Source organism: Paenibacillus sp. J22R3, assembly GCF_056269305.1.
In genome coordinates this window covers 21,665-38,692 of sequence record NZ_JBWDNS010000007.1, presented here as the reverse complement: position 1 = coordinate 38,692, position 17,028 = coordinate 21,665, and the positions used below count along the sequence as shown (strand labels likewise).

Annotated in this window: 16 protein-coding genes and 1 riboswitch; of the genes, 9 read left to right on the top strand and 7 right to left on the bottom strand. The window is 53.2% G+C overall.

Annotated features, from left to right (window positions below; all coding sequences use genetic code 11):
* Nucleotides 1-49: 49 nt before the first annotated feature.
* Complete coding sequence (locus AC0YN4_RS26110) at nt 50-469, top strand: hypothetical protein (protein ID WP_475783818.1); 420 nt, start codon at nt 50-52, stop codon at nt 467-469.
* A gap of 117 nt (nt 470-586) precedes the next feature.
* Here AC0YN4_RS26110 and AC0YN4_RS26105 read toward each other — a convergent pair whose 3' ends face one another.
* From AC0YN4_RS26105 to AC0YN4_RS26095, 3 genes are all read right to left on the bottom strand, one after another.
* On the bottom strand, nt 587-1,084 hold the full coding sequence (locus tag AC0YN4_RS26105; protein ID WP_475783819.1) for a C40 family peptidase: 498 nt from the start codon (nt 1,082-1,084) through the stop codon (nt 587-589).
* Nucleotides 1,085-1,088: 4 nt separating this feature from the next.
* Nucleotides 1,089-1,248, bottom strand: a riboswitch (cyclic di-AMP (ydaO/yuaA leader).
* A 308-nt stretch (nt 1,249-1,556) separates the two neighbouring features.
* The gene (locus AC0YN4_RS26100) at nt 1,557-2,375 is read right to left on the bottom strand and encodes a hypothetical protein (RefSeq protein ID WP_475783820.1); all 819 of its coding nucleotides are present in this window, start codon (nt 2,373-2,375) and stop codon (nt 1,557-1,559) included.
* Nucleotides 2,376-2,409: 34 nt separating this feature from the next.
* Nucleotides 2,410-4,410 carry a M1 family aminopeptidase gene (locus AC0YN4_RS26095; protein WP_475837168.1) on the bottom strand — a complete coding sequence of 667 codons (2,001 nt, stop codon included), beginning with the start codon at nt 4,408-4,410 and terminating at the stop codon, nt 2,410-2,412.
* 152 nt (nt 4,411-4,562) lie between these two features.
* On the opposite strand from AC0YN4_RS26095, the gene AC0YN4_RS26090 reads away from it, so the two are divergent.
* The 3 genes from AC0YN4_RS26090 (at nt 4,563) to AC0YN4_RS26080 (ending at nt 8,875) form a co-directional block, all read left to right on the top strand.
* The gene (locus AC0YN4_RS26090; RefSeq protein WP_090986009.1) at nt 4,563-5,087 is read left to right on the top strand and encodes a YwhD family protein; all 525 of its coding nucleotides are present in this window, start codon (nt 4,563-4,565) and stop codon (nt 5,085-5,087) included.
* Nucleotides 5,088-5,267: 180 nt separating this feature from the next.
* Complete coding sequence (locus tag AC0YN4_RS26085; protein WP_475837167.1) at nt 5,268-7,028, top strand: ABC transporter ATP-binding protein; 1,761 nt, start codon at nt 5,268-5,270, stop codon at nt 7,026-7,028.
* The gene (locus AC0YN4_RS26080) at nt 7,025-8,875 is read left to right on the top strand and encodes an ABC transporter ATP-binding protein (protein ID WP_475837166.1); all 1,851 of its coding nucleotides are present in this window, start codon (nt 7,025-7,027) and stop codon (nt 8,873-8,875) included. The genes AC0YN4_RS26085 and AC0YN4_RS26080 overlap by 4 nt, the downstream gene beginning before the upstream one ends.
* A gap of 371 nt (nt 8,876-9,246) precedes the next feature.
* Here AC0YN4_RS26080 and AC0YN4_RS26075 read toward each other — a convergent pair whose 3' ends face one another.
* The gene (locus tag AC0YN4_RS26075) at nt 9,247-9,942 is read right to left on the bottom strand and encodes an SDR family oxidoreductase (protein WP_475837165.1); all 696 of its coding nucleotides are present in this window, start codon (nt 9,940-9,942) and stop codon (nt 9,247-9,249) included.
* 15 nt (nt 9,943-9,957) lie between these two features.
* On the bottom strand, nt 9,958-10,413 hold the full coding sequence (locus AC0YN4_RS26070) for a VOC family protein (protein WP_475783851.1): 456 nt from the start codon (nt 10,411-10,413) through the stop codon (nt 9,958-9,960).
* 778 nt (nt 10,414-11,191) lie between these two features.
* On the opposite strand from AC0YN4_RS26070, the gene AC0YN4_RS26065 reads away from it, so the two are divergent.
* A complete protein-coding gene (locus AC0YN4_RS26065) occupies nt 11,192-11,425 on the top strand; it encodes a hypothetical protein (protein ID WP_475837164.1) in 234 nt (77 codons plus the stop codon).
* A 225-nt stretch (nt 11,426-11,650) separates the two neighbouring features.
* A complete protein-coding gene (locus AC0YN4_RS26060; protein WP_475837163.1) occupies nt 11,651-11,911 on the top strand; it encodes a hypothetical protein in 261 nt (86 codons plus the stop codon).
* A gap of 66 nt (nt 11,912-11,977) precedes the next feature.
* Here AC0YN4_RS26060 and AC0YN4_RS26055 read toward each other — a convergent pair whose 3' ends face one another.
* Nucleotides 11,978-12,100: a hypothetical protein gene (locus AC0YN4_RS26055; protein WP_475837162.1), complete on the bottom strand. Its 123-nt coding sequence runs from the start codon at nt 12,098-12,100 to the stop codon at nt 11,978-11,980.
* Complete coding sequence (locus AC0YN4_RS26050) at nt 12,067-14,097, bottom strand: transglycosylase domain-containing protein (protein ID WP_475837282.1); 2,031 nt, start codon at nt 14,095-14,097, stop codon at nt 12,067-12,069. The genes AC0YN4_RS26055 and AC0YN4_RS26050 overlap by 34 nt, the downstream gene beginning before the upstream one ends.
* Before the next feature lie 299 nt (nt 14,098-14,396).
* Here AC0YN4_RS26050 and speE point away from each other — a divergent pair, with 299 nt between their 5' ends.
* The 3 genes from speE to AC0YN4_RS26035 all read left to right on the top strand — a co-directional run bounded on the left by speE (nt 14,397) and on the right by AC0YN4_RS26035 (nt 16,986).
* Complete coding sequence (speE, locus tag AC0YN4_RS26045; RefSeq protein WP_475783825.1) at nt 14,397-15,224, top strand: polyamine aminopropyltransferase; 828 nt, start codon at nt 14,397-14,399, stop codon at nt 15,222-15,224.
* 19 nt (nt 15,225-15,243) lie between these two features.
* Complete coding sequence (gene speB, locus AC0YN4_RS26040) at nt 15,244-16,113, top strand: agmatinase (RefSeq protein WP_475783826.1); 870 nt, start codon at nt 15,244-15,246, stop codon at nt 16,111-16,113.
* 621 nt (nt 16,114-16,734) lie between these two features.
* The gene (locus AC0YN4_RS26035; RefSeq protein WP_090985995.1) at nt 16,735-16,986 is read left to right on the top strand and encodes a DUF7667 family protein; all 252 of its coding nucleotides are present in this window, start codon (nt 16,735-16,737) and stop codon (nt 16,984-16,986) included.
* The last annotated feature ends 42 nt before the right edge of the window (nt 16,987-17,028 follow it).

The following is a 17,028-nucleotide window of genomic DNA, read 5'->3' as shown; positions in this document are numbered from 1 at the left end:
CATTTGTTAAGCTTCGTCACATAAGCTTAGAAAAAAGGAGGAATCCGGGATGGCAGGATGGCGGGACAGCATAGAGAGTCGGCGAGCAGAGTGGAAGAAGCTTGAGGTTGGTTTAACGGATACGTTGGCGGGACGGCGCGTACTGCGGGTGAGTGGACCGAGAACGCCGCGACTGACGACGCCGGTGACGAAGGCGGTCCGTCAAGAGGAACTCCAAGCAGTGGCCGATACGTTCGATGCGGGGCTGGCTTGTTTCTGCCTCGGCGAGCTGCCGGCGGGGGAGCGTCAGCACTTCCTCGAGGCCTGGCATGAGCGGCTTGCCTCAGGCGCGATCGTCGTCATGGCCGACCGCCGAAGCGAGGGCTGTGCGACGCCGATTGAGCTGCATGATCTGTTTGCGCCGCTCGGCAGCAAGCTCGATGTCCAGGTTGGCCGAACGTTCTGGTGGGTGCGCTACTTAAGGCGGTAATGCCGATTATACCATCGAATAGAACAAAAGAAGCCGCAGGTGCTTGTCCCGAAGGACGAACAGCTGCGGCTTCTTTTGTGCTCACACAGGCACCTTAGGCAGGTGCAATAATCAATCTTACTCGTCGCCGCCGCCATCTGCAACGTCAGTAGGCTCGTCCGCGTATTTCTCATACGTTTCCGGGCTCATCACGCGGCGTGCTGTAACATACCGTTTGGAATAGTAGGAATCGCTCAGTGCGCTGATGGTTACACCTTTGCTGGTGGAGGAGTGTGCAAACTTGCCTTCGCCAACATAGACGCCAACATGCGAGATTCCTTTTCCTGTCGTATTAAAGAATACGAGGTCGCCGGCGATCAAATCCGCTTTCGCGATTTTCTTGCCAAGCTGTGCTTGCGAACGGGATGCATGCGGGATATCCACGCCGAGTTTATTAAACACGTACATGGTGAATCCGGAGCAGTCAAACCCTTTCGTTGTAGTACCGGTGTACACATAAGGTGTACCGATCAGATCTGAGATGACCCCATCCATTTTGGATTGCGCGAAAACGCTTCCTGTTTGAAAAAGTAGAAGCATCGCCAGTCCGATCAAAAGTGCAGAAAGCTTTTTCAAAACGGGAAACTCCTTCCAGTGCCTACGAGGTTAGCTGTGGGGTTCGGTTGAAGGCTCCCTATGATCACCTCTGGCATGCCGCGTCTTGCTTTGCGGATGTCGGGATCAATTCACCCAAGATGGTTCCCCCGTTTCCCGTGATGGGAATTCGGCAAAATTTTCATTTCTAGGCATAATTATTCGATCATTTTCTTCCTTCTCCTCCCTAGTTCACAACTTGTTCACAAATTAAAATTATTAGAATGCAACCTTTTATCTCTCACTTTCGTATAGTGGCCGCTAGTTTCGGCGATTTATGGGGCTCGCCCGCGATCAGCCCACCGTGCAAAGCATGTCTCATCTTGAAATGAAGCACATGTCAAAAAAACCCGCTCTACCCGAGGAGTTTGTCTTTAATATGCCAGTAATTAGTGAAAAAGGAGGCCGTCCCACTGTCATGAACATGACATGATGGGCGGCCTCCATGCATGGATTAGACCTGTTTCGACTGCCAAGCATCGTACTGGGCGGCTACCGTCCATACCTTCATGATGGTTCGGATCAACTGGTAACCTTGATGCAGGATGAGCGCCAGCAGACCTGCCCACAGCAGCGATACGGAAGCAATGGTCATACTGAGCGCGGCTCCAATTGCCCACATTAGAAGCGAAATACCGGCGAAAGGCAGGAAATTCGCAATGCATGTCCATAGGGAGCGGAGGGCGCCGGTTCCGGCGACTGCCCCGAACTGCATGGAGAGGAAGAGCAGGTGGATCAGAACCGCCCAAGCGAGCCAAGCACCCGCCCACGGACCGGCTTGCTGTGCAAACTCCAGCAGCGAGTTGCTTCCTAATAGTTTCGTTAATGCCCTCGGCAGCAGCCAAATGGCCGGCAGGAGCGTGAGTGTTGTTTCCACCAAGTAGAGCAGCGCAACCGGCTTCCAAGCAGCGCGGATGCCTTTTAGAAATTTCGTGCCGTTCTCGTCCGTTACATGATGGAGGGAGTGGAACAGCCCTGCATTCAGGAAAGGGGTGATCACAATGCGCCCGGCCAGCAGCCCGCAGAAGAGCCAGACATAGGGGCGGATCAGATCGGTCTTGATGAGCTGGAACTGTGCTTCCGTCATGAAGAGCTGAACGGCTGTACCACTGCTGCCGATGCTGTCCGGGAATCTTTTTAGAAGCGGCACGGTTATCCCTTCAATGGTTCGATAGAGGAAGAAGCCCCATATCAGCTCATATAGAAACAGCATAATGATAATGTAGAAGTGCTTAACGGTCAGTCGCCAGCCTTGCTTCAGATGCGTTCTCATTTATCATCACCTCCCGGAAAGTTTTTGCTAGGCTTCACCATGCGATGCAAGCAAAGATGCTCTCAATCAGCTTGGAAACACCGACACTCCAGCGTGTGCGTGATTTCTCTGCGAGCTCGGCTTTCATAAAGTTGTTGATGTGTTTGTTGTCGAGCACGTTGTCGTTGTGCGGATCGACGGCGGCCCACAGCAGCTTGGAGGAGTGGACGATTTTATATTGAATGTGGGTTTCTTGGCCGTCCCACACTTTAGGCATCAGCGTACCGTCGGCAAAATGGAACACGACCGACACCGGCCCGGAGCTGCCGCCTGTCTTCTTGATGAGTACGACCGATTCGTACTGCGTCTCATTGCCTTGTTTCACTGGACGTACATGAATGGAAGCGACCGAGTAATCGGACATGGCATCCCCGTACACGAAATGGCTGAAGTAGTCGTTCCACTTGGACTTCGTTACGGACTCCACGACACGCTGGAAGTCGGCGGTGGAAGGATGCTTGAATTTATATTTTTGAAAATAAGTCCGCATAATCTTACGCATCGTCTGGGCGCCGACCTGCTTCTCGATGCCGAAGAGCACCAGCTTCGCGCGCATGTATACATTCTCGGCATAGTGATTGTTGCTGTGGTAGGACCAGGAAAGCTGCTTCAGCGGTGCAGGGTTCGTCATGTAGCTTGCTTCCACCGGCAAATTCGGCTCCACGCCGTATTCGCTCTCCATCACTTTGTCCTCGGCATAGGAGGTGAAACCTTCGTCGAGCCAAGCCTCTTCGAATTCATTGGAAGCGACCATGCCGTACCAATATTGATGGCCGATCTCGTGGACGACCGTTCGCTCCAGATCGTAGCCGGGATTCTCGTTCTCTGCGGCAAATGCAGTAATGAGTGTCGGATATTCCATCCCGCCTGCGCCGTTGCCGCCTTTAGGCGGAACTACGACAGAGAGGGTGGTATAGGGGTAAGCGCCATACCATTGTGCATATTTGGAGAGTGCTGATTTGGCTGCGTGCATGTAGCGATCCTTGAATTTGGCGTGCAGCGGATCCAAGTACAGCTTGATACGAACACCCGGAACGCCGTCTGTGGAGAAAGGTTCCTCTGAATAGACGAAATCCGGTGAGGCCGACCAGCCAAAATCATGCACATCATCGGCGTAGTATTGGTAGGTTTTGCGGCCGGCTGCCACGACGGAAGGTTTGGTTTGGAAGCCGGTTGCCGCTACTTTATAGCTGTCCGGGACGTTGATTTTCACACTGTAGATGCCAAAGTCGCTGTAAAATTCCGAGTTGCCGTGGTACTGATGAATGTTCCAGCCTTCGGCGGCTCGGCCGCGTGTGCCTGCAGTTTCGTACACGGCAAGCTTCGGAAACCACTGGCCCGCCATGATGAAGTTGCCGGAGTAGCCCATCCGCGCGAACACTTCCGGAAGCTTGACCTCAAATTTCATACGAAGCGTGACGCTTTTGCCCGGTGCGACAGCTTGCGGCAGCCGCAGCTTGGCCAGCGTTAAATCATGTGGGTTGCTGTCATCGGGCTGCACGTAATGCAGACGCGGAAGAAGGCTGTAACCTTCGGTCGTCTCTAGGGAGAGCAGGTTCATATAGCCGATGCTGTCCGAGGTCGCTTTATCATTGCGGAGCTGACCGCCGGATTCTTTCATGAAGGTCGTGTCTTTGGAGCGGAAGGCGTTCGGGTATAGATGAAAATACATCTCGGACACCTGCTGCCTGCCGGGGTTTGTCCATGTGACAGACTGCTCCCCGACCAACATGTGCGTATTCTCCTGGAGTTTCACATCGATGTGGTACTCCGTAACCCTTTTGCTGAGCGCTACCGGCTTTGGCTGCATCACAATATCGGGCTCCGGCGCGGTTGACGGAGCAGCAGGCTTCGGCGCCGTGTCTTTCTTGGCAGGAGCGGAGGCATATGTATATTGCGAAACCCAGGCATCTCCGAACCCTTGCCTTGCCGTTAAGCCCAGAATCACGGCGACGAGGGCAAAGAGTAGAAAACGTTTGGCGTGACGTGGATTCATTGAAAGATTCCCTCCCGTTGACAAGCATCTAAAGCATGTATATGTTTGCTTTTCCGAGATTATTAGCTAAAATGGAATTAATGTGCGGACAGGCGCGGAAACCGCGCCGGACGTGGAATCGTAGCGTTTTTAGATGGGAGTTGAAGCGTAAGATGAGTGATCAAGAGAAAGATCAACAGCCCGTGGAGAAGAAAGAGAAGAAGTCTCTCTCTTTGAACGTGGTGAGCAATAAGGAACATAAAGGCTTTGGTGCAGGGACGATTGACCTCAGCAGCGTATCCTGCGTCATGATCGATAACGGCGAGGCTTACATTGATGTAGGTGCGATGCATGCGAAGAGCAAGATCGAGAAAGGGATCAAATTCAGCACGAACAAGGAAGATGTGCCTAACGGCCGTCTGTGCTGGATCGTCTGGGTAGCCGTTGATCGCAATGAAGAAGGTTCGTTCTATGCAGGGGCAACCGCTTGCCCGATGCTGGTGGACACAGAAGCACGCAGAGGCTGGAAGATCCTTGCGCAGCACGTGAATAACCTGGATTATGCGATCAAGCGCCGGTTCGTGCTCGACGAGCTTGGAACCGAAGAGAGAGCGGCGCTCAAGAAGCTGCTCGTCACCAACAATCAGGAGTGGTGGGACCGCTCGCCGGATAAGTTGAAGGAAGCGCTGAACGTATAATTTTGATGGATAACACGTAACGTATAACATGCACTTGTGCTGTAATAAAGCCGGTTTGCCGTCTCTCTAATGAGGAGAAGGGTGAAGCGGCTTTTTATTATTTATTCTGTTTCGAAGTGCATCCTAATTATGGTATAGTCGTAGGACAGAACGTTTGTTCTAAAATTAGGGGGAACTGGAATGAATTTACCGCGCGTATCGCGCAATCAATATTCGGAGCTGCTCCGGCGCTATCTGCTCCCGCAGAAGCGGACATTAATCGGCCTTGCCTTATTGCTCTTCCTATCGATTGGCTTGCAGCTCGTCAACCCTCAAATTATTCGCTTCTTTATTGATACCGCACAATCGGAAAGCAGTATGAAGCCGCTTCTTATCGCAGCTTGTTTGTTTATTGGATTCTCCCTTGCGCAAGGGGCGGTATCGGTCGCAGCCACCTACTTCAGTGAGAACGTAGGCTGGAAAACTACCAATGTGCTGCGCGGCGACTTGGCTGCTCACTGCTTGTCGCTGGATATGCCGTTTCATAAGACGCATACATCCGGGGCTATTATTGAACGGGTAGACGGTGATGTGAATGCGCTGGCGAATTTCTTCTCCAGCATGATCATTAATCTGGTCGGTAATTTCTTGCTGATGGTGGGCATCTTGGTTCTGCTGTTTCGGGAAAGCTGGTTGATCGGCACAGGCATGACGGTGTTTGTGTTTCTGGCCATTCTGGTCATTCAGCGTATACGGAAGATGGCAGCACCGCTGTGGAAGGATTGGCGGCAAGCGAATGCCGATATGTACGGATTCATCGGCGAGCAGCTGGAAGGAACGGAGGATATTCGGGCCAACGGGGCATCAGGATTCGTTATGAATCGCTTCTACGGCATGCTGCAGCGGATGCTGCCGCTTCGCGTTAAGGCTTTTCTTGGTTTTGGCGCGATGTGGAGCACGACCATCGTTGTTTTTGCTTTAGGGAATGCGATGGCCTTCGCTATTAGTGCGTATCTATGGAAGGCAGGCTCTATTTCGATTGGTACGGTGTATTTGATTTTCTACTATACAGAGCTGCTTGCAAAGCCGATTGAGAAGATTCGCACGCAGATGGAGGATTTGCAGAAAGCGGACGCCAGCATATCGCGTATTCGCGCTTTATTCGAGACGCACTCTGCTCTTGTGGATGGACCGGGTGCAACGCTTCCAGAGGGTGCGCTCGGTGTGAAGTTTGATGAAGTCACCTTCAGCTACGAGGATGGTACGGGCGAGCCTACGCTTGACCGATTGGTTCTGGATTTGAAGCCCGGCGAGGTGCTAGGCTTGCTCGGCCGGACGGGGAGCGGGAAGTCGACGCTTGCCCGGCTGCTGCTTCGGTTCTACGATCCGCAGGAAGGAAGCGTCTCCTTGAGTGGGACGGATATCCGCGAGCTGAAGCTAAGTCAGCTTCGCAACCGTGTGGCCATGGTTACTCAGACGATTGAAATTATGGAGGGCACGATCCGTGATAATCTGACCTTCTATGATGACTCGATACCGGATGAGCAAATCATAGCCGTCCTACATCAGCTAGGGTTAACGAGCTGGTATGAGGCGATGCCGGAGGGGCTGGACACCAGGCTCGCCTCCGGCGGCGGAAGTCTCTCTGCGGGGGAAGCGCAGCTGCTCGCTTTTGCCCGTGTGTTTCTGACGAATCCGGGTCTTGTCATTATGGATGAGGCGTCTTCGCGGCTTGACCCGATGACGGAGCAGCGCATTGAGCAGGCTATTAGCACGCTGCTTGCGAACCGCTCTTGTATTATCATTGCGCATCGATTGGCTACCGTACAACGTGCTGACAGTATCCTGATTCTCGAGAACGGCCGCGTCATCGAAGCAGGCAGCAGAACAGCGCTTGCAGCCGATCCGGCATCGCGTTTCAGTGCCATGCTGGCAACCGGCCTTGAGGAGGTGCTCGTATGACGACTTTTCGATTTCTGATGGGGCTCATTACGTACCGGACATGGCGTTACGTCATCAATGCGACCGCCTGGACGGTCATTTACATGGTGCCTATTATACCGGGGCTCATCACGAAGGAGTTCTTCGATTCGCTCACGGGAGACGCTTCGCTGAAGATGGGCACTTGGGGGATCATCGCGCTGCTGCTCGCTGCGGCTCTTGCACGTATTGTTCTAATCATTGTCGGGTTTATAACCGACGTTAATTTTCGCTTCCGCATGGGGATGATGCTGCGGCGCAATATGCTGAAGCATGTGCTGAAGCAGCCCGGTGCCCGTGCGATTCCTTGTTCGCCGGGAGAAGCGATCAGCTATTTCCGCGATGACGTGGAGCAGTCCGAGGAAGCGGCCAGCTGGTCGGTCGATGTGTTCGGAATGACCTGCTTCGCCTTGGTTTCCAGCTATATTCTGATTGGGATCGACGCGCAAATGACCTTGCTGGTTTTCGTGCCGCTCGTTATCGTTATTGCGGTTGCGCAGCTGTCGACCTCAAGATTGCAGAAGTACCGCGCGGCGAGTCGCGAAGCGACTTCTCATGTGACGGGGGCGATCAGCGAGATGTTCGGCAATGTGCAGGCCATTCAGATTGCAGGCGCTGAAGAACGTGTCATTGAGCGGTTCCGGAAGTTTAATGATACGAGGCGCCAAACGATGCTGAAGGATAAGCTGATGGGCGAGGCGCTGGATTCCATCTTTACGAATTCCGTGAACCTTGGCATCGGACTCATCCTCCTGCTGGCTGGTCAGAAGCTGCGGGGAGGTACCTTCACCGTCGGTGATTTCTCGTTGTTTGTCTACTACTTGACGTTCGTTACCTCAATCATCACGAATGTGGGCAAATTCATCACGTATTTCAAGCAGATGGGTGTAGCACTGGATCGGCTAAAGGGGCTGCTTCAAGGCGCGCCGGCTGGTGTGCTTATACTGAAGGAAGGCCTGCGGCTCGGTAAAGGGAGCGCGATGAAGGAGAATACTGCAGCGGCAGCGGTGAAGGTAGAGGCTGATAATGCTGTTAGTGAGCCGCTGCGTACTTTGGAGGTCGAAGGTTTAACCTACCGGTTTCCGGAGACGGGCAGAGGGATCGAGGACATTCGGCTCGCGCTGAAGGGCGGATCGTTCACCGTTGTGACCGGCGCAATCGGTTCCGGGAAGACCACACTTGTCCGCACGTTGCTGGGGTTGCTGCCGAAGGATGAAGGGACGATTACGTGGAATGGGAAGCCGGTTCACGATTCGGGGGCCTTCTTCACCCCGTCGAACAGTGCATATTCGGCCCAAATCCCTCGTATGTACAGCGATACGCTGCGCAACAATATTTTGCTCGGACAGCAGGAGCAAGGGGATGACTTGCAGCAGGCGATTCATACGGCCGTGATGGAGTATGACCTCGACCATTTGCAGAACGGCCTGGAGACGATGATCGGCCCGCGCGGCGTGAAGCTCTCCGGCGGACAGATGCAGCGGACGGCAGCCGCGCGCATGCTCGTGCGCGACGCACAGCTTTATGTGTTCGACGACGTATCGAGTGCGCTCGACGTCGAGACCGAGCAGAAGCTGTGGGAGCGGCTGTTCCAGAGCAGAGGCGACGCGACCTGCTTGGTCGTTTCGCACCGCAGAGCGGCATTGACGCATGCCGATCATATTATCGTCATGAAGGACGGCCGCATCGAAGCGGAAGGCACAGCCGAAGAGCTGCTGCGCACAAGCGCGACCTTCCAGGAGCTGTGGAGCGGCGATGAGCGAACGGCGGATGCCGCCTTACCCGCCGATGCAACGGAAGGCGTTGCTGCGCTCCAGTCGAAAACATAAGAAAAGCCTCTGCAGACGGCAAGTTGCCGTAGCTGCAGAGGCTTTTTTTTCTCACCCGCGGCAGAACCCGCGGCGTAGCTTGTCGCATTGGCCATTAGAATTCACTAAAACTGCCTTCTCAACACACGCGGCACAATTGTTGCGGAATATGCAACATTCCAGCTGTTTTATCGATTATCCAGCATCATTGTTGCTTAAACTGCAACATTCCATGGCCTTATCCCCGAATAAGCCTGCTCGTGCGCCGAAATCTTGCTTTTTGAGCAGCATTTCAAGAAATCAGCATCATACTGAGCAATAATGCTGCACATTTTGCAACATTGTCCCCATAAGGAGAGATGCGCTACTGAAGCGTGCATCCCTCCTTCCGGCTAGATCGACATTTCTTTGCCTGTGTAGTCCACGAATTGAAAACGGAGCGCTTCCGGGACTATGCGACGCTCCAATAAGTCCACGATGCCGCGGGCACTGGCACGTGGGTCGGTCGGGGCGTTTTCGCCGCCCATATCGGTCTTCATCCAGCCGGGGTGAATGCTGAGCACCTGAATAGGGCGATTCATCAAATAGCGATGAAGCTGCTGCGAGAACATATTGAGCGCCGTCTTCGAGATGCTGTAGGGGTAGTCTCCCGGATAGGCGTTCGTAATGCTGCCTGCTTCGGAAGAGATATTTAGAAGCGCGCCATTCTCCTCCGTAAGCAGAGGCAGAAAATGCTTCACCACCCGCATAGGCCCATACAAATTAATTTCGAATGCTTGCGCGACATCGTTCATATCGAGCTCTTCAATTTGAGTGTTGCGCGCATTGAGTATGGCTGCGTTGTTAACGATTGCGCCGAGTGTTCGGCCTTCACGCTTCAATGTGGAAGCCAACTGAGCCACACTCTCTTCGCTGGCAACATCGAGCTCAGCGATCGTAAGTCGCTCTCCATATGCTGCCCCGAGAGCTGCCAGCTTCTCGCTGCCCACATCGCGAACCCCGGCAATAACAGCATGTCCGCGCTCTAGTGCTTCGGCGGCCATCGCTAAACCAAGTCCGCGACTAGCGCCAGTTAGTAGTATATTCATGCTCATTGATCACTCCTATTTGTCGTTCTCGAGCAGCTCCACGAGCACCTTCAGTGCCGGAATGGTATCGATATAAGCATACCGTCCGCCTGTATATTCACCCTTTTGCTGAAGCGGGAAACCCTTACCCTCCAGCAGCATAATCTTCTCTTTCATGCCTTCAATTTCAAAAGCGATATGATGCGGCCCCTCACCATGCTCGTCCAAATAATTTCGCCACGTGCTCGGATGTTCATCCGGTTCGATTAGTTCAAGCTGCAAGGAGCCCATATCGATAAAAGCAAGCTTAGCCCGAGCAAGAGTAGGAGCACCGTTAAATTCCGTCTGCGCTTTATCCAGCGTGTCCGTAATGATGGCCTGCGGTTTCTCAATCCCAAAAAAATCCGCATAAGCCTGACTCACTTTGTCGATATCGTTAACGAGTATGCCGATTTGCGTAATGACTTTATTGCCGAGTAGTCCTGACAACAGCGAACACATCCTCTCCATAGTGGTGAATCAGACGTAGACTCTTACACAATTTCCCACAACCCTTACTCAGCTATCTTATCCAATCGGCAAAATGAGTGTCAATCCGCACAACCGCTCACTTTCGCACTTTGCTTGCCGTGGAAACGAAGGAAATAGCACACGACGGAGTAACCCCAAGAGCGCCACAATGGTGGGAAAGCGACGAAAGCAGCCCAAGAGTAGTCCCCAGAACCACACATTAGCGAGAAAACACCGAAAGTAGCCCAAGAGTAGTCCCCAGAACCACACATTGGCGAGAAAACACCAAAAGTAGTCCAAGAGTAGTCCCCAGAACCACACATTGGCGAGAAAACACCAAAAGTAGTCCAAGAGTAGTCCCCAGAACCACACATTATTGGATGCGATCGCAATGTGAGGTACCAGTTATCGTTCCTTGGACGAAATAGAGCCATTTAGCTTGAGGAGAGGTGCCGGTTACCGTTCATTGAGCGGAAATCCACGAATTTAGCTTAAGTGGGGTACTGGATACCGCTCATAGAATATTGGAGGTTAGTAAGAGGATTGTAGGTGGCAGCATATGAGCCAAATGCGAGTTTTCGAGCCAAGAAGCTTATGAGGAGGTCTACATGCGAGCCAAATGCGGGTTTTCGAGTCAAGAAGCGCACGAGGAGGTCTACATACAGGCCAAATGCGAGTTTTCGAGCCAAGAAGCGCACGAGGAGGTCTACATGAGAGCCAATGCGGGTTTTCGAGTCAAGAAGCGCACGAGGAGGTCTACATGAGAGCCAAATGCGAGTTTTCGAGCCAAGAAGCGCAAGAGGAGGTCTACATCGGAGCAGAATGCGGTTTTTCGAGCAAAGAAGCGTACGAGGAGGTCTACATCGGAGCAGAATGCGGTTTTTCGAGCCAAGAAGCGCATGAGGAGGTCTACATGCGAGCCAAATGCGAGTTTTCGAGCAAAGAAGCGCACGAGGAAGTCTACATCGGAGCAGAATGCGGTTTTTCGAGCTAAGAAGCGCATGAGGAAGTCTACATCGGAGCAGAATGCGGTTTTTCGAGCTAAGAAGCGCATGAGGAGGTTTACATCCGAGCCAAATGCGAGTTTTCGAGCAAAGAAGCGCATGAGGAGGTCTACATCCGAGCCAAATGCGGTTTTTCGAGCCAAGAAGCGTATGAGGAGGTCTACATGCGAGCCAAATGCGGGTTTTCGAGTCAAGAAGCGCACGAGGAGGTCTACATGAGAGCCAAATGCGAGTTTTCGAGCCAAGAAGCGCACGAGGAGGTCTACATAGGAGCCAAATGCGAGTTTTCGAGCAAAGAAGCGCATGAGGAGGTCTACATCCGAGCCAAATGCGGTTTTTCGAGCCAAGAAGCGTACGAGGAGGTCTACATGCGAGTGCAACGCCTGAATTCGTACGAAGAAGCGTACGACATGCGTTCGAAAGTGCCTAACGGCACAAAAAAAGAGCTGCTTCATACCATCCGAGAACCCGGATGACGAAGCAACTCTTTTCCACCGCGGCTAGTCCCCGCAGCACCGCACCGCGGGTCCCTTAACCCGCGGCTAGCCTCCGGGCTGCACCGTAGCGGCCCCCGCAAACCCGCGGCAAGCCCCATCGCAGCGGCCAAGCGGCGCGATCCGCTCCCCAAGCGCTAATTCGACCACCAGCGCTTGAGGTGCTTCCACCAGTGGCGCGTCTGCTCGGCTTGCGCGCCGTCGTCCGTCGAACCCGCAGCATCGCCTTCGCCGTGAACGCCGCACACCTCTACCGGCTCGGTGCCGCTGACGAATGATTCGAGCCGCCGGTCCGGGCAAGACTTCCCGGCGAGTTTGCCGCTCTGCGGATCGATGTAGACGGATACGACGCCATCCGGCAGCGGGAAGATCTTCGGCGGAATGGCGGACAGCGCAGCTTCCGTATAGGAGGCGAAGATCGGCGCGGCACGGCGCGCTTCTACAGGCGTCAGCTTGCGGCCTTTATCGTAGCCGACCCATACCGCGGTGGCCAGCTCCGGCGTATAGCCGACGAGCCAAGCGTCCGTCGCGGTCGTGCCGGTTTTGCCGGCGACAGGGCGCTTAATCATCGCCGATACGCGGTTGCCGGTTCCGCCGGTTTCGAACACGCTCTCCATCAGGCTGGTGAGCACATAAGCATGCGCGGCATCGACTACGGTGGAGGAAGCGGGCTGCGCTTCATACAGCACCTCGCCTTTGGCATCCTCAATGCGCAGGATTGCCGTTGGCTCCATGCGTACACCGCCGTTAGCGAACGCGCTGAAGGCTGACGCCATCTCGAAGGGACTTACAGGGAATGTGCCGAGCGCTAAGGATGGAACCGGCTTCATCGGGCTCTCGATGCCAAGCTTCCGAGCCATGGCGATGACCTTCTCCGGTCCGACGGTCATGATGGAATTGACCGCATAGATGTTGTCGGAGCTTGCGATGGCCTGACGCATATTAATGAAATCGCCGACGTATTTGCTGTTGTAGTTGCTCGGCGAATACGTCTTACGGCCTTCATCATAGGTGAAGATTGTAGGTGTGCTTTTATACTGCGAAACAGGCGTCAACACACCTTCTTGCAAGGCAGTCAGATATAGGATCGGTTTAAAAGCCGACCCCGGCTGCCGCGTCTTGGCAAAAACCCGATTATACTGATTGGTCCTATAATCGCGGCCGCCGACCATCGCCTTGATGTAGCCGGTACGCGGATCGACGGAGACGAGCGCAGCCTGCTGCTCGGAATCCGCCGGTATTCCGGAAGCGACAGCCTCTTCCGCCGCACGCTGCGCATCGGGATCCAGCGTCGTATAGATGCGAATGCCGCCTTCGCTCATCGTCCGCTCGTCGATGCCAAGCTTATCGACCGCCATATACCGTACATAATCGCGGAAGTATGGCGCAGTTCCGGCTTGCTTGCTCGCTCCGAGCGGCACGAACCGAAGCAGCTCGGCGCCTGCCGCTTCAGCATCAGGCTGCAGCAGAATCCCTTGATCCACCATCGTTTGGAGGATGGTGCGCTGCCTATCCTTCGCGTTCTTCATATCCATATAGGGAGAGTAGTATTTAGGGCCTTTCGGAATACCCGCAAGCATCGCGCTTTCGGCTAAAGTAAGCTCCGACGCGTGTTTCCCGTAATACAGCTCCGCTGCGGCTTCTGCGCCATAGGCACCGTGACCGTAATAGATTTGGTTCAAATACAGCGCCAAAATCTCATCCTTCGAGTAATGCATCTCCAGCTGAATCGTGTACATGGCTTCCTTCAGCTTGCGCGACCAGGTCCGCTCATGCGTCAAATACAGGTTGCGGGCGAGCTGCTGAGTCAGCGTGCTGGCCCCTTGCTTGCGTGACATATTCTCTACGTTAACCAGCGCTGCACGGGCCATCCCTTTCATATCAAAGCCGAGATGATCGTAGAATCGCTGATCTTCAATAGCGAGCGTCGCCTCGACGAGATAGGGCGAAATTTGCTTCAGCGGCACCGACTCGCGGTTCTCACCGGCATGAAACGTGTCGATGATATGGCCCTGCGCGTCGAGCATTTGCGAAGTTTGGCTGATCGCCGAAGCGGGAAGTGCTTGTTCCCGCAAATAATAGAGGAAGCCGAAGGCGCATATAAACAGCAGCAGCAGCGCCGCTCCCGAATAAATGAGCCACCGTTTCACATGCTTCAGCAGCGGCATCCATTTTTCCAATTGAATAGAAACAGGCAGTCGACGCTTCATAACGCCGCCCTGCCTGTATACATGTTTCATCCATCTTTTCATGTGCAAGTCTCCTAACCGAAAGAAAGTCCGCTTTATCCAACTAGTATGGAAAACAATGGGACACCCTATTCAGAAAGAGGGTTTGCGTAATATGAAATTTTTGTGCGACGCTGGCAAAAGGTTGCTTTTTCCCCCCGTTAACTTATAATACAGATTGAAACATTGGACCATATGATCAATAGCACCACTACATAAACGAAAGTAGGGACTTAACAATGGAATTGTGGTACACGGAGAAACAGACCCCGACTTATGGGATTACGATGAAAGTAAAAGAAACGTATGTCAGCGAGCAAACGGAATTCCAACAGCTCGATATGATCGAGACGGAAGAGTTCGGTACGATGCTTGTTCTGGACGGCATGGTTATGACAACAGATAAAGACGAGTGGGTTTATCACGAAATGGTTGCTCACCCGGTTCTATACACGCATCCGAATCCGCGCAAAGTGCTTGTTGTTGGCGGCGGCGACGGCGGCGTAATCCGCGAAATCCTGAAACACCCGAGCGTAGAGAAGGCTGTTCTGGTTGACATCGATGGCAAAGTAATCGAATACTCCAAGAAGTACCTTCCACAAATCGCTTGCGGTCTGGACGACCCTCGTGTAGAAGTGATCGTTAACGACGGCTTCATGCACATCCACGATCACAAGAACGAGTACGATGTGGTTATGGTTGACTCCACGGAGCCGGTTGGCCCTGCGGTAAACCTGTTTACACGCGGCTTCTACCAAGGCATCTACGATGCACTGAAGGAAGACGGTATTTTCGTAGCACAAACGGACAATCCTTGGTTTACACCGGAGCTGATCTCGAACGTAAACCGCGATGTGAAAGAAGTGTTCCCGATCGTCCGCGTATACTGGGCTAACGTGCCAACGTACCCGAGCGGCCTGTGGACATTCACAATGGGCAGCAAGAAATACGATCCGCTTGAAGTGGACGAGTCCAGCATCCCGGAGATCGACACTAAATATTACTCCCCACGTCTGCACAAAGCGGCTTTCGTTCTGCCGAAATTTGTGGAAGACCTGGTGAAGTAAGAGGAGACCTACACAACCTATGAAACTCGATCAAAAATATTCCGGCAACGTGTTTATCCTTAGCTCGGATGACTATAACACGTCCAAAGCCGTTATTTACGGTATGCCGATGGACTTTACCGTATCGTTCCGCCCAGGCTCCCGTTTCGGCCCTCCGCGTATTCGCGAAGTGTCGATCGGTCTGGAAGAGTACAGCCCGTACCTGGATCGCAGTTTAGAAGATATCGAATATTTCGACGCAGGCGATTTGCTGCTGCCTTTCGGCAACGCGGCTCGCTCGCTTGAGGTGATCGGTGAATTCGTTCGCGGCGTGTTGGATGACGGCAAAATGCCTGTAGGACTTGGCGGCGAGCATCTCGTTTCGTGGCCGATTTTCCAAGAGGTATACAAGAAGTACCCGGACATGGCAATCATTCACTTTGATGCCCATGCGGATCTGCGCGAGTCGTACGAAGGCGAACCGCTTTCGCACTCCACACCGCTTCGCAAAGCAGCCGGCCTAATCGGCGGCAAGAACGTCTACCAATTCGGTATCCGTTCCGGCTCCCGCGAAGAGTGGCAATTTGCGCGCGAGAACATCAATTTCCACCCGTTCGAAGTGCTTGAGCCACTGAAGAAAGTACTGCCTGAGCTTGAAGGCCGTCCTGTCTATCTGACGATCGACATCGACGTGCTGGATCCATCGGCAGCACCGGGAACAGGTACGGCGGAAGCCGGCGGCATCACGTCGAAGGAATTGATCGATGCGGTTCACGCGATCGCTCGTTCCGGCGTTAACATTGTCGGCTGTGACCTTGTTGAGGTAGCACCGGCCTACGACCCGACAGAACAAACACAAATCGTCGCGGCGAAAGTCATCCGCGAAATGCTGCTTGGCTTTATTAAATAATAGCGAAGGATGGGGGCGATGCTCCCGTCCTTTTTTGTTGGTTAGAAAATGAGGGGCTCCTAGCATGGGCTGCATGCGGGTTGTGGATCGCGAATACGCTAACGACCGTACAGGTGCTATTTGTCGAATAGAGCATCGAGAAAATTCTAACGAACCGTACAGGCCTTATTTGCCCGAAAAAAGCCTTGAGAAAATTCTAACGAACCGTACAGGCCTTATTTGAAGGTTTTGAGTATATTGGAGCCGATTATCCCAGAATAAGACCCCTACGGTTCGTTAGATTATAGAAATCGCGAATATCGGCCGAATAAGGCTACTACGATTCGTTAGATTTTCTCGGCAAGCTTTATTGCTCCCTCAATCCATTCCTTTATCCATTCCTTGAATCACCCCTATAATCGCTCCTGAATTCGCACGCTAAATCCCCATAATCCGCCCGTAATCACCTCCCAAATCAGGCTTCTTCTTTTTCGGCGGTCAAGTTTCAGAGTGCCGGAATCAGCTATAAAATAACAATAAAGCAGCTCTGGTTAGAGTACTACCGTATGCCCACCGCTTAGGGCTTCATTTTTTGGTCATAATGAATAGTAGTAGTCTAACAATTGAGGGGGCGAGCAAGTTATGAGCTTATTGCCAATTCACGAGCGGCTCGCGGAGCTGTGGACGGTACGTAGCAAGAGGCAACTCTCGGCGGAAGAGCTGGCGGATTTTGAGCATTGCTTGGCGGTGAACGCGATGATTTGCCGACAAGTTGCGAATTTGTACAATCTCTCGCTGCTGGCTTCGATGACAGGCGATACGGAGTGGCAGCATGATATATGTCGCAAAATAGAACGGCTGACCGGCACGCCGCCGGCATCGCCCCAGCTCTAGATGGGGCTTGATTAATACGTCTCTTTCTGTTTTCCTATGGAG

Excerpts from the sequence above, each read along its gene's own strand:
- AC0YN4_RS26085 (WP_475837167.1), top strand. The coding sequence starts at position 5,268 with ATGAATTTACCGCGCGTATCGCGCAATCAATATTCGGAGCTGCTCCGG.
- AC0YN4_RS26060 (WP_475837163.1), top strand. The coding sequence starts at position 11,651 with ATGAGAGCCAAATGCGAGTTTTCGAGCCAAGAAGCGCACGAGGAGGTC.
- AC0YN4_RS26100 (WP_475783820.1), bottom strand. The coding sequence starts at position 2,375 with ATGAGAACGCATCTGAAGCAAGGCTGGCGACTGACCGTTAAGCACTTC.
- AC0YN4_RS26050 (WP_475837282.1), bottom strand. The coding sequence starts at position 14,097 with ATGCCGCTGCTGAAGCATGTGAAACGGTGGCTCATTTATTCGGGAGCG.
- AC0YN4_RS26075 (WP_475837165.1), bottom strand. The coding sequence starts at position 9,942 with ATGAATATACTACTAACTGGCGCTAGTCGCGGACTTGGTTTAGCGATG.
- AC0YN4_RS26110 (WP_475783818.1), top strand. The coding sequence starts at position 50 with ATGGCAGGATGGCGGGACAGCATAGAGAGTCGGCGAGCAGAGTGGAAG.
- AC0YN4_RS26090 (WP_090986009.1), top strand. The coding sequence starts at position 4,563 with ATGAGTGATCAAGAGAAAGATCAACAGCCCGTGGAGAAGAAAGAGAAG.
- speE (WP_475783825.1), top strand. The coding sequence starts at position 14,397 with ATGGAATTGTGGTACACGGAGAAACAGACCCCGACTTATGGGATTACG.
- speB (WP_475783826.1), top strand. The coding sequence starts at position 15,244 with ATGAAACTCGATCAAAAATATTCCGGCAACGTGTTTATCCTTAGCTCG.
- AC0YN4_RS26080 (WP_475837166.1), top strand. The coding sequence starts at position 7,025 with ATGACGACTTTTCGATTTCTGATGGGGCTCATTACGTACCGGACATGG.
- AC0YN4_RS26065 (WP_475837164.1), top strand. The coding sequence starts at position 11,192 with ATGAGAGCCAAATGCGAGTTTTCGAGCCAAGAAGCGCAAGAGGAGGTC.
- AC0YN4_RS26095 (WP_475837168.1), bottom strand. The coding sequence starts at position 4,410 with ATGAATCCACGTCACGCCAAACGTTTTCTACTCTTTGCCCTCGTCGCC.
- AC0YN4_RS26035 (WP_090985995.1), top strand. The coding sequence starts at position 16,735 with ATGAGCTTATTGCCAATTCACGAGCGGCTCGCGGAGCTGTGGACGGTA.